Consider the following 12,419-nt stretch of genomic DNA (forward strand, 5'->3'; position numbering starts at 1 on the left):
GTCATCGCCGCGCTCGCCGCGCGGCCTCGCCTGTGCTAACTGCCCCTCATGCCGCGCACATCACCGCCCCGCAAGGACAAGAACCGCGTTCCGCGCATCAAGCGCGAACTCACCCCCGCCTCGCCCAAGGAGGCCGAGCGGATCGCCAAGGTCGTCGCCCGAGCCGGCCTCGGCTCGCGCCGCGAGATCGAGGAATGGATCGAGGCCGGCCGCGTGGCTGTCAACGGCGAGGTGCTCACCACCCCCGCCGTGACTGTTACGGCCGAGGATGCCATCACGGTCGATGGCGCGCCCCTGCCCGAGCGCGAACGCACCCGCCTCTTCATTTACCACAAGCCCAGGGGCGTGGTGACCACCAATCGCGACCCGGAAGGCCGCACCACCCTGTTCGAGATCCTGCCTCAGGGCCTGCCGCGCCTCGTGAGCGTCGGGCGGCTCGACCTGAATTCCGAAGGCCTGCTGCTGCTCACCAACGACGGCGGTCTTGCCCGCGTGCTGGAGCTGCCGGAGACCGGCTGGCTGCGCCGCTACCGCGTGCGCGCCAATGGCGAGGTCAACCAGGCCCAGCTCGACAGCCTGCTGAAGGGCATCACCGTGGACGGGGTGGAGTACGGCCCCATCGAAGCCGAGCTTGACCGGGTGCAAGGCGCCAATGCCTGGATCACCGTGTCCCTGCGCGAAGGCAAGAACCGCGAAATCCGCAATGTCTTCGGCGCCCTGGGCCTGCAGGTGAACCGGCTCATCCGCGTCTCCTACGGCCCATTCCAGCTAGGCGATGTTCCGGAAGGCGGCATCGAGGAAGTGCGCACCCGCGTGCTGCGCGACCAGATCGGCGCCGACCTCGCCGCCGCCGCGGGAGCGGATTTTACCGGCCTGCTGGTGGAGCGCGAGCTGGAAGAGGCCCCGCCCCGTGTGGCGCTGCGCCCCGCCGGCAAGCGGCAGGCAGCGGCCGAGAGTGGCGGCACCCTGAAGGCTCCGGCCCGCCGCGCGCGGCAGGGCGAGGATTTCGACGCCCCGGTGGAGGATGTCATCCGCCCCGCTGGTCCCCGCACGCGCCGGCGCATGAGCGATGAAAATGCCGTGGAGAGCCGTGGCTCGGTAGCCGACCGCAAGGGCCGCACGGTGAAGGTGGAGCGCGTGGTGGCGCCGAAGTCCGACGCCCCGGCGCGCGGCGCCCGGACCGGCACCCGCAGGGGCGACAAGGACGAAGCGGGCGCCCGCCCTTTCCGCCGTGGCACCGCCGAGGGCAAGGAACGCTTTTCCGAGCGCGGCCCGGCCCGCCCCGGCTTCCGCGACGATGCCCGCGGCCCCCGCCGCGAGCGCGACGACCGCGAGGATTTCCGCCGCCGTCCCACCCGGGAGGGGGAGGATCGCCCCCGCCGCCCGCGTCCGGAGATAGCTGACGGCCCGCCCCGTCGCGGCCGCGACGAGCGCCCGCAGCAGGGCGAGCGGCCCTTCCGCGCCCGCAGCGAACGGCCGGAAGGCCGTGGCGGCGAGCAGGAGGGCCGGCCCGCCCGCAGCGGCAGCCGCCCCTATGGCGATAAGCCGGCGGGTCGTGCCCGTCCGGCTGGTGACAGGCCGGCAGGTGCTGGTCGCGCTTACGGCGAACGATCCTCCGAGGGCGCAAGCCGCGCCTATGGCGACAAGCCCGCAGGTCGCGCACGTCCCACCGGTGACCGGCCGTCGGGCGGCGCAGGCCGCTCTTACGGCGAACGTTCGTCCGAGGGCGCGGGCCGCGCCTATGGCGACAAGCCCGCAGGTCGCACTCGTCCCACCGGTGATAGGCCGTCGGGCGGCGCAGGCCGCTCCTACGGCGAACGCTCCTCCGAGGGCGCGGGCCGTTCCTATGGTGACAAGCCCGCAGGTCGCGCTCGTCCCACCGGTGACCGGCCGGCGGGCGGCGCAGGCCGCTCTTACGGCGAACGTTCGTCCGAGGGCACGGGCCGCGCCTATGGCGACAAGCCGGCTGGGCGTGCCCGTCCCGCTGGTGACAGGCCGGCAGGTGGCCCGGGCCGCGCTTACGGCGACAAGCCCGCCGGCGCGCGCAGCTTCGGCGGCAAGCCGGGGGGCAAGCCCGGCGCGGGTCGTGGCGGGTTCGGTGGCAAGCCGGGCGGGAAGCCCGGTGGGCGACCGGCTGGCGGTGGCAAGGCCGGCGGCGGCAAGCCGGCGGGTCCGCGCGGCAAGCGCTGATCCGAAGGCGACACGTCCATGCGCATCGTCGGCGGCAGATTGAAGGGGCGCGCGCTGAAGGGCCCCACCTCCAGCGCCACCCGGCCCACCTCGGACCGGCTGCGCGAGAGCCTCTTCAACATGCTCGCCCATGCCTACGGCGATCCGTGCGACGGCGTGCGAGTGCTGGACCTGTTCGCCGGCACGGGGGCGCTGGGCATCGAGGCGATCTCGCGCGGCGCCCGCTTCGCCCTGCTCGTGGAGGATGCGGCGGAGGCGCGCGGGCTCATCCGCGACAATGTGGAGGCGCTGGGCCTCACCGGCGTCACCAAGGTGTTCCGCCGCGACGCCACCCGCCTCGGCGACATGGGGCCGGGCGAGCCCCATGGCCTCGTCTTCTGCGACCCGCCCTATGGCAAGGGGCTCGCCGAGCAGGCGCTGGCGAGCGCGGTTACCGGCGGATGGCTCGCGCCCGATGCGCTGGTAGTGGTGGAGGAGCGCACCGGCCTCTTCACGCTGCCGGACGGCTTCCGCGAGATCGAGCGCCGCGCCTATGACGAGAGCGAACTGATCTTCCTGGAACGGGCCTGAACGTCGGCCTTATACCAACGGCCCCGGTCTTTGACCGGTGCCGAGAGGGTCGCGCTCAGGCGCCGCGCGGGCTTGACCAAACCCCATGAGCCAAGCTCACGGGCTTTTGGTACTACCGCTCGGCGCGGACGATCACGTCCATCAGTTCCTTGACCTTCTGCCGCTGGTCCTCCGCATCGCCGGAGCGGATGGCATGCTCTACGCAATGGGCCACATGGTCCCGCAATACCTCCTCCTCCACCCGCTTCAGAGCGGCGCGGACGGCGGACACCTGCGTGATGAGGTCGATGCAGTAGCGGTCCTCCTCCACCATGCGGGAGAGGCCGCGCACCTGGCCCTCGATGCGGCTCAGGCGCTTCAGGACTTGCTCTTTCGTCGGGGTTCGCATGGCTTGTCACATACCCCCTCAGGGTATATTTAACAAGGCGACATACCCCCAGGGGGTTCATACAACTTCCTGAACATGAGCCAGCGCAAGGCCCCCTCGCGGAAAATGGCCTTTATCTGGCCCCGACACTTCCGGAGCCGCAGCCCCATGGCCCAAGATCCCTCGGCCCAAGATCATTCGGCACACGATCATTCCCACCCTGCGGACGGCGGCCACGACTGCTGCGGCGGCAAGGCCCCTCCACCCCTGGATCTCAACGCCGCCCCGAAGGCCGCCCCAAAGGCCACCGCGCTCCCAGAGACGGTGAAGGACCCAGTCTGCGGCATGGACGTGAAGACCGACCCGGAGGCTGCAAAGCCCTCGTCCGTCTACAAGGACCAGACGTATTTCTTCTGCTGCAACGGCTGCAAGACCAAGTTCGAGGCCGAGCCGGAGAAATACCTCGCCCCGGTGAAGGACCCGGTCTGCGGGATGACCGTGGAGCCCGGCCGCGCCAAATATTCGGCGCGCCACGACAAGAAGCCCTATTTCTTCTGCTCCTCCTCCTGCGAAACCAAATTCAAGGCCGATCCCGGCCGCTATGTGGAAGGCGGGGCCAAGGGATTACCCTCCGCTCCGCCGCCGGAGAAGGTTCCGGAAGGCACCATCTACACCTGCCCCATGGATCCGGAGATCCGTCAGATCGGCCCCGGGATCTGCCCCATCTGCGGCATGGCGCTGGAGCCGGAGATCGTCACCCTCGACGAGGGGCCGAACGCGGAACTCGCCGACATGACGCGGCGGTTCTGGATCGGCCTCGCGCTGACGATCCCGGTCTTCGTGCTGGAAATGGGCCAGCATCTGCTCGGCCTCCACCTGCTGCCGCAGCAAACGTCCGACTATGTGCAGTTCCTGCTGGCGACGCCGGTGGTGCTGTGGGTGGGCAAGCCCTTCTTCGAGCGCGGCTGGCTCTCGCTCAAGTCGCGCCATTTCAACATGTTCACCCTCATCGCGCTCGGCACCGGGGTGGCCTATCTCTATTCGCTGGTGGGCACCTTTGCCCCCGGCCTGTTCCCCCACGATTTCCACGCCCACGAAGGCGGCGTGCCGGTCTATTTCGAGGCCGCCGCCGTCATCACCGTTCTGGTGGCGCTGGGCCAGGTGCTGGAGCTGCGCGCCCGCGAGCGCACATCCGGGGCCATCAAGGCGCTGCTGTCGCTGGCACCGAAGACCGCCCTGCGCGTGAAAGCCGACGGCACCGACGAAACCATCGACCTCGGCCTCGTCGCTCCCGGCGACGTGCTGCGCGTGCGCCCCGGCGAGAAGGTGCCGGTGGACGGCGTCGTCTCCGAAGGCCGCGCCGTGCTGGACGAAAGCCTCGTCACCGGCGAGAGCCTGCCGGTGAGCAAGGAAGCCGGCGAGAAGGTCATCGGCGGCACGCTCAATTCCTCCGGCGCCTTCACCATGCGCGCCGACAAGGTGGGCCGCGACACCCTGCTCGCCCAGATCGTGCAGATGGTGGCGCAGGCCCAGCGCTCCCGCGCGCCCATCCAGCGCCTGGCCGACCAGGTGTCCGGCTGGTTCGTCCCCCTGGTGCTGGTGGCCGCCGCGGTCGCTTTCGCGGTGTGGATGATGGTGGGACCCGAGCCGCGCCTCACCTTCGCGCTGATGGCGGCGGTGTCCGTGCTCATCATCGCCTGCCCGTGCGCCCTCGGCCTTGCCACCCCCATGTCGGTGATGGTGGGCGTGGGCCGCGGCGCCCAGCTCGGCGTGCTGGTGAAGAATGCCGAGGCGCTGGAGCGCATGGAGAAGGTGGACGTGGTGGTGGTGGACAAGACCGGCACCCTCACCGTGGGCAAGCCCAAGGTGGTGGCGGTCGAAGCCCTGCGGAACATCGACGAGGTAGAACTGCTGCGCCTGGCCGCGAGCCTCGAGCGGGCGAGCGAGCATCCCCTCGCCGCCGCCATGGTGCAGGAGGCGAAGGCACGCACGCTCCCCCTGTCCGAGCCATCCGGCGTGGAAAGCCCGGCCGGCAAGGGCATCACCGGCACGGTGGACGGCCGTTCGGTGGCTGTGGGCCATGCCGCCTTCATGAGCGAGAAGGGCATCGCCACTGACCACCACACCGCCGCCGCCGAAGCCTATCGCCGCGAGGGCGCCACCGCGGTGTTCATCGCGGTGGACGGCAAGGCCGCCGGCCTCATCGCCATCGCCGATCCGGTGAAGGACACCACCGAGGCGGCCCTGAAGGCGCTCACGAGCGACGGCGTGCGGGTGGTCATGCTCACCGGCGACAACCGCACCACCGCGCTCGCCGTGGCCAAGCGCCTCGGCATCACAGAGGTGGAAGCGGAAGTGCTGCCCGACCACAAGGCCGACGTGGTCCAGCGCCTGCGCGCGGAGGGCCATGTGGTGGCGATGGCCGGCGACGGCGTGAACGACGCCCCTGCCCTCGCCGTGGCGGACGTGGGCATCGCCATGGGCACCGGCACGGACATCGCCATGGAAAGCGCGGGCATCACTTTGCTGAAGGGCGACCTCTCCGGCATCGCCCATGCGCGCGGCCTGTCGCGGGCGACCATGGCCAATATCCGCCGCAACCTGCTGTTCGCCTTCCTCTACAACGCGGCAGGCGTGCCCATCGCGGCGGGCGTGCTCTATCCCAGCCTCGGGCTGCTGCTCTCACCCATGGTGGCGGCCGCGGCCATGGCGCTCTCCTCGGTGAGCGTCATCACCAACGCCCTGCTGCTGCGCGGCTGGCGCCCGCGCTGAGGGATGCACAGGAAGCTCGGGCCGGTCCGGAGGTTTCGGACCGTCAGCCACCGCCTTTACACCCGCGCCACGCCCGCCGATCATGGCGCGGGATCGCACATGGCTGACATTTCCTCCCAGTTCGCACAGGCGCGCGGCGCGCTGCGTGCCTTCGGCTCGGGGCTGCTGGGGCTTGCCCTGCCGCCCACCTGCATCGCCTGCGGCGGCATCACCGGCATGGCCGGCGGCCTGTGCGGCCCCTGCTGGGGCAAGCTCGCCTTCATCAGCCGTCCGTTCTGCGAGCGCACCGGCGCGCCCTTCACCCACGATCCCGGCGGCGCGCGCATCTCGGCGCAGGCGCTGGACGATCCCCCCGCCTTCGACCGCGCCCGCGCCGCCGTGACCTTCAACGATGTCGCCCGCGACCTCGTCCACAAGCTGAAATACGCTGACCGGCTGGATGTCGCCGCCCCGCTGGCCCGGCTGATGGCCCAGGCTGGCGCGGATGTGATCGCCTCGGCCGAGCTCATCGTGCCGGTGCCGCTGCATCCGTTTCGCCTGTGGCGCCGCCGCTTCAACCAGGCGGCACTCCTCGGCCGGCATCTGGCGGCGGCCACCTCCCTCCCCCAGCGCACCGACCTGCTCGCACGGCGCCGCCCGACCCCCTCCCAGACCGCGCTGGGCCGCGCGGAACGCCGCGCCAACGTGGCCGGCGCCTTCGTCTTATGCGGCAATGCAGCATCACGCCTCGACGGCCGGCGCGTGCTGCTGGTGGATGACGTCTTCACCACCGGCGCCACGCTGGACGCCTGCGCGCAAGCCCTGCGCCGGGCGGGGGCGACGCAGGTAGATGCCCTGACATTTGCGCGGGTTGTCGATTTCGCCTGAAATCCCTAACTATGGTACGACGCTTTCGTGACGGTGCCCCGCCGTCCTGCAACCCATCTGTGACCGCATGAAACCCATCGAGATCTACACCAAGAGCTGGTGCCCCTATTGCCATTCCGCCAAGGAATTGCTGCGCCGCAAAGGCTTGACCTTCACTGAGATCGACGTGACCACCGACAAGGACGGTCAGGACGAGATGACGCGCCGCGCCGGCGGGCGCACCAGCGTGCCGCAGATCTTCATCGGCGAGACCCATGTGGGCGGCTGCGACGACCTCTACGCCCTTGAGGACGCCGGCCGGCTGGACCAGCTGGCGGCCTGAGCTTTTCTTCCCGTGGTGCGCGGACCCGTGCAAGACTAGAAAAAGCCCCCATCTGTCTGGGGAGACGCCGGCATCGGGCGCGCGCAACATGCGCATGACGGATCAAGGCGGGTTCAGCATCCAGGAAAGAGCGGGCCTCATGACCTCGGCCGACACATCCGACACCCTCCGCATCGCGCTGGTGCAGTTGCGCAGCGGCCGGGATCCGGCAGCCAATCTCGACGCCACCTCCGCCCTGGTGCGCGAGGCCGCGCGGGACGGGGCGCGCTACGTGCAGACGCCCGAGGTCACCAACCTCATGGAGCTGGACCGCACGGTCCTGTTCGAGAAGCTGCGGGAGGAGGCGGACGACGCCACCCTCGCCGCCCTGCGCCAGCTGGCGAAGGAACTCGGCATTTTTCTCCACATCGGCTCGCTGGCGCTGAAGGTCTCCGACAAGAAGGCGGTCAACCGGGCCTTCATGATCGGCCCGGACGGTGCGATCATCGCCCGCTACGACAAGATCCACATGTTCGACGTGGACCTGGGAAATGGCGAAAGCTATCGGGAATCCTCCGCCTACCGCCCCGGCGAGCGGGCGATCCTCGCCAATGTGGGCGCGTTCCGCTTCGGCCTCACCATCTGCTACGACCTGCGCTTCCCCTCCCTCTACCGGGCTTTGGCCGAGGGTGGCGCGCAGGTGCTCACCGTGCCCTCCGCCTTCACCCGGCCCACCGGCGAGGCGCACTGGCACGTGCTGCTGCGCGCGCGGGCCATCGAGAACGGCGCCTATGTGCTGGCGGCCGCCCAGGGCGGCAAGCACGAGAATGGCCGGGAGACCTTCGGCCATTCGCTGGTGGTGGACCCCTGGGGCCGGGTGATCGCCGAAGGCGGCGCCGACCCCGGCGTGATCCTCGCCGAGATCGACCTGAAGGAAGTCGCCGCCGCCCGCGCGCGCATCCCCTCCCTCTCTAACGGCCGCCGGTTCGAGATCGCCGAGCCCGGCCAGACCATCGGGCACCTCAGCGTGGTGCGGGCCTCGTCATGATCCGCTACACCCTCAATTGCGCGGCGGGTCACCAGTTCGAGAGCTGGTTTCCCTCCTCCGCGAGCTTTGACGCCCAGCAGGCACGCGGGCTGGTCACCTGCCCCACCTGCCGCTCGCCCGAGGTTCAGAAGGCGGTGATGGCGCCCTCCGTCGCCCGCACCGACCGTGCCCCCGCCCCGGCGGTGGAGGATGCCCCGTCGGCGGCCGGCGCCCCGGTCGCCGCTCCTGCCCCTGCACCGGCGGAAGCTCCGGTGCCGGTGATGAGCCACCCCGACGGCGAGCTGCGCGCCCTCATCCGCGAGCTGCGGGAGCAGATCGTGAAGACATCCGACTATGTGGGCGACGAGTTCGCGGACCTCGCCCGCAAGATGCACGACGGCGAGATCGAGCACCGCTCCATCTACGGCGAGGCGACAGTGGAGGAGGTCAAGGCCCTGCGCGAGGACGACGTGGAGGTGCTGCCCCTCCCCGTGCTGCCGGAAGACCGCAACTGAGGGGTGGTCTCATCCTGAGACGCCGACCTATCCCTCCCGCTGCGCCACCAGAAAGTAGTTCACCGACAGATCCTCGGTGAGATGGAAATCCCCGCTGAGCGGCTCATAGGCGAGACCCACTTTCTCCCGCGCGGCGAAGCCGGCGGCGGCAAGGGTCGCCTCCAGTTCTTCCGGAGTGATGAACTTCTCCCAGCGATGGGTGCCCGGCGGCAGCCAGCGCAGCACGTACTCGGCCCCCACGATGGCGAGGGCGAAGCTCTTGGCCGTGCGATTGAGGGTGGAGAGCACCAGCACGCCGCCTTCCGCCACCAACTGCCCGGCGGTGCGCACGAACAGGCTCACGTCCGCCACGTGCTCCACCACCTCCAGCGCCACCACCACGTCGAAGCGCGCACCGCGGGACGCCAGTTCCTCGGCCGTGACCGCCTCATAGTCGACGGTAAGGCCGGAGGCCGCCGCATGGGTGCGGGCGATGTCCACATTGCCGGGGGCGGGATCGATGCCGCGCACCTGCCCGCCCATGCGCGCCAAAGGCTCGCTGAGCAGGCCGCCTCCGCAGCCGATGTCGAGGATGGAAAGACCCTTCAGGGGCCGCAGCGCGCGGGCATCGCGGCTGAAATGGCGCACCAGCGCATCGCGCAGGAAGGCGAGCCGCGCCGGGTTCATGGCGTGGAGCGGGGCCATCTTGCCCTTCTCGTCCCACCATTGTGCGCCCAGGGCATCGAAGCGGGCGACCTCGGCCGGATCGACGGTGGCGTTCATCTCGGACATGGGGCCTCCCTAGAACGCGATCCGAGCAGATTGAACCAATTTGCTCGGTGAATCGCCCTCTACCTTAAGGAAAGAGCGCGCGTCGTCGCGCCCCAGCATTAGGCGGGAGGCGAGGAGGGAGCAAGGCGGCGCAAGGCAGCAGCGCCGCCCCCGGCTCAGCCGCGCACCAGGCCGACGATGTCCTTCACCTCGGCGATGGTCTGGTCGGCGATGACGCGGGCACGATCCGCACCATCGATGAGGATGGCGTCGATGGCGGCGGGCTCCGCCATCAGCCGCTGCATCTCGGCGCCGATGGGGCCGAGCTTGTCCACCGCCAGATCCACCAGCGCCGCCTTGAAGGCAGAGAACTGGGCGGTGCCGTAGTCCTTCAGCACGTCGGCCTTGGTGCGGTCGGAGAGCGCGGCGAAGATGCCCACGAGATTGTCCGCCTCGGGGCGGCCCTTCAGGCCCTCCTCCTCGGTGGGCAGGGGCTCGGGATCGGTCTTCGCCTTGCGCACCTTGCCGGCGATGGTGTCGCGGTCGTCGGTCAGGTTGATGCGCGAGAAGTCGGAAGGGTCCGACTTGGACATCTTCTTGGCCCCGTCCCGCAGGCTCATCACCCGCGTGGCAGGCCCGGCGATCAGCGGCTCGGTGAGGGGGAAGTAGCCATCCGCGTGGCCGTGCCCGGCGATGGAGGGGGCAAAATCCGTGTTGAACTTCTGCGCGATGTCGCGCGTCAGCTCCAGATGCTGCTTCTGGTCCTCACCCACCGGTACATGGGTGGCACGATAGAGCAGAATGTCGGCCGCCATCAGGTCGGGATAGGCGAACAGGCCCACCGAGACGTTCTCGCGATCCTTGCCCGCCTTCTCCTTGAACTGGGTCATGCGGTTGAGCCAGCCCATGCGGGCGACGCAGTTGAAGATCCAGGCCAGTTCCGCGTGGCCCGACACCTGGCTCTGGTTGAACACGATGTGCGCCTTGGGGTCGATGCCGCAGGCGATGAAAGCGGCGGTGACCTCGCGGATGTGACGCTTCAGCTCCACCGGGTCTTGCCAGACGGTGATGGCGTGGAGGTCCACCACGCAATAGATGCACTCGTGGCTCTCCTGCAGCGCCACGAAGCGCTTGATGGCGCCGAGATAATTGCCGAGGTGCAGATTGCCCGTGGGCTGCACGCCGGAAAACACGCGATCCGCGACCGCCGCCATGGCGACCTCCAAAAGAGCGGCGCACCGCTCGTAAAAGCCTTGCGGGAGCAGGACGCGGCGGGGGCTTTCGCCCGGCGCAGCTTTGGCCTTCCCGACCCGCATGGATGAACCCCGGCGGCCGAAAGCGCGGCCATGTGCGGGGAGACGATGGGCCGCGTCATGCCACCTGGTGCCCCGCCGCGCAAGGGGCGCAAAGACGGGCCGCAGGCAAAGCGCGCGGGACGGGACGCCTCAGGCCTTTGGCGCCAGCTTCGGCACCAGCGCCTTGAGCAGGAAGGCGGCAGCGCCATAGACCACGCCGCCGCTGCCCACCAGCCCGGCCAGCCGCACGGCGGCGGCCATCTGCCCCTCCGGTGCCGGCCAGAGCGCCGCAAGCGATGCGACGCAGCCACCCATGAGCAGGCTCGCCGCCAGAAGCCCAAGGCTGGAGAACAGCACCGCGCGGGAGAAGACCAACACTCCCGCGCGCACTAGCAGGCCGCCCAGCACCAGGATGGAGGCGAAGGCCGAAAGCGCCGCCGCCCCCGCCGCCGCCCGCGGCCCGCAGACCAGTCCCAGGCCGAAGGCCGAAAGCAAGCAGACGGCGAGGGAGCCGAGGGCGACGCGCTCCGCCGTCTTCACGCGGCCCGAGGTGGATGCGGTAGCGGAGAGGATGCGCTCCAACCCCTGCGCCGGCAGCGACAAAGCGAGCACGGCCAGCAGCACGCCGGTGAGGCGGGCATCCTCCGCATCGAAGCTGCCGCGCTGGAACAGGGTGACGACGATGGGATCCGCCAGCACGGCAAGCCCGGTGGCCGCCGGCAAGGCGAAGGCGAGGGCGGCCAGCATGGCGCGGCCCGAAGCCTCCGGGGCGTCGCTGGCCGCGCCCGAGAGCGCGCTCTTGCGCAGCAGGGCCGGCACCAGCACAGCCCCCGCGCTCGCGCCCACGAGGCCGAGGGGCAGGTCCATGAGGCGCTGGGCATAGTTCAGCGCCGCCACGGCGCCTGGGCTCGCCGAGACCGCGGCGGCGATGATGATGAGGCGGAACTGGCTCAGGCCCGCAAACAGCAGCGCCGGCGCGGCATCGCGGATGACGCCCAGCGCCTTGCGCCACGGCCAGCCGCCCGCCGAGCCCCCCGGCAAGGTCCCGGGCGCCGCCGGGCAGCCGCGCGCGGCCACCATCATGAGACAAAGCTGGGAGACGCCCGCAGCCACGGTGGCGGCGGCGATGGCCAAGGCAGCGGTGTCGCTCTCCATCAGCCCACGCAAGAGCAGCACAGCGATGACGGCGAGCACGGTGAGGTTGGCCGCCACCGGGGCCAGGGCCGGCAGCAGCACCCGGTAGGCGCCGTTGGCGACGCCCCCATAAATGGCGGCAAGGCCGGCGAACGGTAGATAGAGCACCGCCACCCGCCCGCACAGCACGGCCACGTCCGCGCGCGCGCCGCCCGGCTCGAAGCCCGGCGCCAGCAGGCGGATGACCTGCGGCATGAACAGCGCGGCAAGGAGCGCGAACGCGAGCAGGGTGCCGAACAACAGCGCCAGCGTCGCCCCCGCGAGCCGGCGGGCGGCGCCCTCCCCCTCGCCCTCGGCATGGGCGAGGGCCGGGATGAAGGCGAGGTTGAACGCGCCTTCCGACAGCAGCCGCCGCGCCAGCAGCGGCAGCGCAAGGGCCGCCACCAACGCATCGGCGGTGGGCCCGGCACCGAGCACCGCGGCAGTGGCTGCATCGCGCACGAAGCCAAGGACACGGGAGGAGAGTGTCGCAGCCGAGACGATGGAGGTGCGGGCGAGGAGGGACATGGCTCGGTTCTGCCCCGCCCCGCTTGGACTGTCGATGGCCATCCGGTGTCGCGGGCCCAAAAGA

11 protein-coding genes are annotated in these 12,419 nt (G+C 70.4%); 7 read left to right on the forward strand and 4 right to left on the reverse strand.

The features are described from left to right. The first annotated feature begins 48 nt into the window (after positions 1-48). Together FZ033_RS04310 and rsmD are read left to right on the forward strand one after the other, a co-directional pair. Positions 49-2,190 (forward strand): pseudouridine synthase, encoded by a 2,142-nt coding sequence (locus FZ033_RS04310; RefSeq protein ID WP_149574912.1) that lies wholly within the window; start codon positions 49-51, stop codon positions 2,188-2,190. A gap of 18 nt (positions 2,191-2,208) precedes the next feature. Continuing rightward, positions 2,209-2,760, forward strand: a complete 552-nt coding sequence (rsmD, locus tag FZ033_RS04315) for a 16S rRNA (guanine(966)-N(2))-methyltransferase RsmD (protein ID WP_149574913.1) — start codon at positions 2,209-2,211, stop codon at positions 2,758-2,760. A 112-nt stretch (positions 2,761-2,872) separates the two neighbouring features. Here the strand turns inward: rsmD and FZ033_RS04320 are convergent, their stop codons facing one another. Continuing rightward, positions 2,873-3,148: a metal-sensitive transcriptional regulator gene (locus tag FZ033_RS04320; protein WP_149574914.1), complete on the reverse strand. Its 276-nt coding sequence runs from the start codon at positions 3,146-3,148 to the stop codon at positions 2,873-2,875. A gap of 147 nt (positions 3,149-3,295) precedes the next feature. Here FZ033_RS04320 and FZ033_RS04325 point away from each other — a divergent pair, with 147 nt between their 5' ends. The 5 genes from FZ033_RS04325 to FZ033_RS04345 all read left to right on the forward strand — a co-directional run bounded on the left by FZ033_RS04325 (position 3,296) and on the right by FZ033_RS04345 (position 8,609). Continuing rightward, the gene (locus FZ033_RS04325; protein ID WP_149574915.1) at positions 3,296-5,899 is read left to right on the forward strand and encodes a heavy metal translocating P-type ATPase; all 2,604 of its coding nucleotides are present in this window, start codon (positions 3,296-3,298) and stop codon (positions 5,897-5,899) included. 99 nt (positions 5,900-5,998) lie between these two features. Beyond that, entirely contained in the window at positions 5,999-6,766 is a 768-nt protein-coding gene (locus FZ033_RS04330; RefSeq protein WP_149574916.1) for a ComF family protein, read from the forward strand. A 67-nt stretch (positions 6,767-6,833) separates the two neighbouring features. Next, the gene (gene grxC / locus FZ033_RS04335; RefSeq protein ID WP_149574917.1) at positions 6,834-7,088 is read left to right on the forward strand and encodes a glutaredoxin 3; all 255 of its coding nucleotides are present in this window, start codon (positions 6,834-6,836) and stop codon (positions 7,086-7,088) included. Positions 7,089-7,227: 139 nt separating this feature from the next. After that, positions 7,228-8,115: a carbon-nitrogen hydrolase family protein gene (locus FZ033_RS04340; protein WP_149574918.1), complete on the forward strand. Its 888-nt coding sequence runs from the start codon at positions 7,228-7,230 to the stop codon at positions 8,113-8,115. Next, positions 8,112-8,609 carry a DUF1178 family protein gene (locus FZ033_RS04345; protein ID WP_149574919.1) on the forward strand — a complete coding sequence of 166 codons (498 nt, stop codon included), beginning with the start codon at positions 8,112-8,114 and terminating at the stop codon, positions 8,607-8,609. Before FZ033_RS04340 ends, FZ033_RS04345 begins: the two co-directional genes overlap by 4 nt. A 27-nt stretch (positions 8,610-8,636) precedes the next feature. On the opposite strand, the gene ubiG is transcribed toward FZ033_RS04345, so the two are convergent. The 3 genes from ubiG to murJ all read right to left on the reverse strand — a co-directional run bounded on the left by ubiG (position 8,637) and on the right by murJ (position 12,355). Beyond that, complete coding sequence (ubiG, locus tag FZ033_RS04350; protein ID WP_149574920.1) at positions 8,637-9,380, reverse strand: bifunctional 2-polyprenyl-6-hydroxyphenol methylase/3-demethylubiquinol 3-O-methyltransferase UbiG; 744 nt, start codon at positions 9,378-9,380, stop codon at positions 8,637-8,639. A gap of 155 nt (positions 9,381-9,535) precedes the next feature. Further along, positions 9,536-10,573, reverse strand: a complete 1,038-nt coding sequence (gene trpS, locus FZ033_RS04355; protein WP_149574921.1) for a tryptophan--tRNA ligase — start codon at positions 10,571-10,573, stop codon at positions 9,536-9,538. A gap of 231 nt (positions 10,574-10,804) precedes the next feature. Next, positions 10,805-12,355: a murein biosynthesis integral membrane protein MurJ gene (murJ, locus tag FZ033_RS04360; RefSeq protein WP_188079299.1), complete on the reverse strand. Its 1,551-nt coding sequence runs from the start codon at positions 12,353-12,355 to the stop codon at positions 10,805-10,807. Between the last annotated feature and the right edge of the window lie 64 nt (positions 12,356-12,419).

This window comes from Xanthobacter oligotrophicus (assembly GCF_008364685.1).
Taxonomy (GTDB): Bacteria; Pseudomonadota; Alphaproteobacteria; order Rhizobiales; family Xanthobacteraceae; genus Xanthobacter; species Xanthobacter oligotrophicus.

Bases quoted from the DNA above. Each gene is read 5' to 3' on its own strand.
- FZ033_RS04310 (WP_149574912.1), top strand. From the start codon at position 49: ATGCCGCGCACATCACCGCCCCGCAAGGACAAGAACCGCGTTCCGCGC.
- rsmD (WP_149574913.1), top strand. From the start codon at position 2,209: ATGCGCATCGTCGGCGGCAGATTGAAGGGGCGCGCGCTGAAGGGCCCC.
- FZ033_RS04320 (WP_149574914.1), bottom strand. From the start codon at position 3,148: ATGCGAACCCCGACGAAAGAGCAAGTCCTGAAGCGCCTGAGCCGCATC.
- FZ033_RS04325 (WP_149574915.1), top strand. From the start codon at position 3,296: ATGGCCCAAGATCCCTCGGCCCAAGATCATTCGGCACACGATCATTCC.
- FZ033_RS04330 (WP_149574916.1), top strand. From the start codon at position 5,999: ATGGCTGACATTTCCTCCCAGTTCGCACAGGCGCGCGGCGCGCTGCGT.
- grxC (WP_149574917.1), top strand. From the start codon at position 6,834: ATGAAACCCATCGAGATCTACACCAAGAGCTGGTGCCCCTATTGCCAT.
- FZ033_RS04340 (WP_149574918.1), top strand. From the start codon at position 7,228: ATGACCTCGGCCGACACATCCGACACCCTCCGCATCGCGCTGGTGCAG.
- FZ033_RS04345 (WP_149574919.1), top strand. From the start codon at position 8,112: ATGATCCGCTACACCCTCAATTGCGCGGCGGGTCACCAGTTCGAGAGC.
- ubiG (WP_149574920.1), bottom strand. From the start codon at position 9,380: ATGTCCGAGATGAACGCCACCGTCGATCCGGCCGAGGTCGCCCGCTTC.
- trpS (WP_149574921.1), bottom strand. From the start codon at position 10,573: ATGGCGGCGGTCGCGGATCGCGTGTTTTCCGGCGTGCAGCCCACGGGC.
- murJ (WP_188079299.1), bottom strand. From the start codon at position 12,355: ATGTCCCTCCTCGCCCGCACCTCCATCGTCTCGGCTGCGACACTCTCC.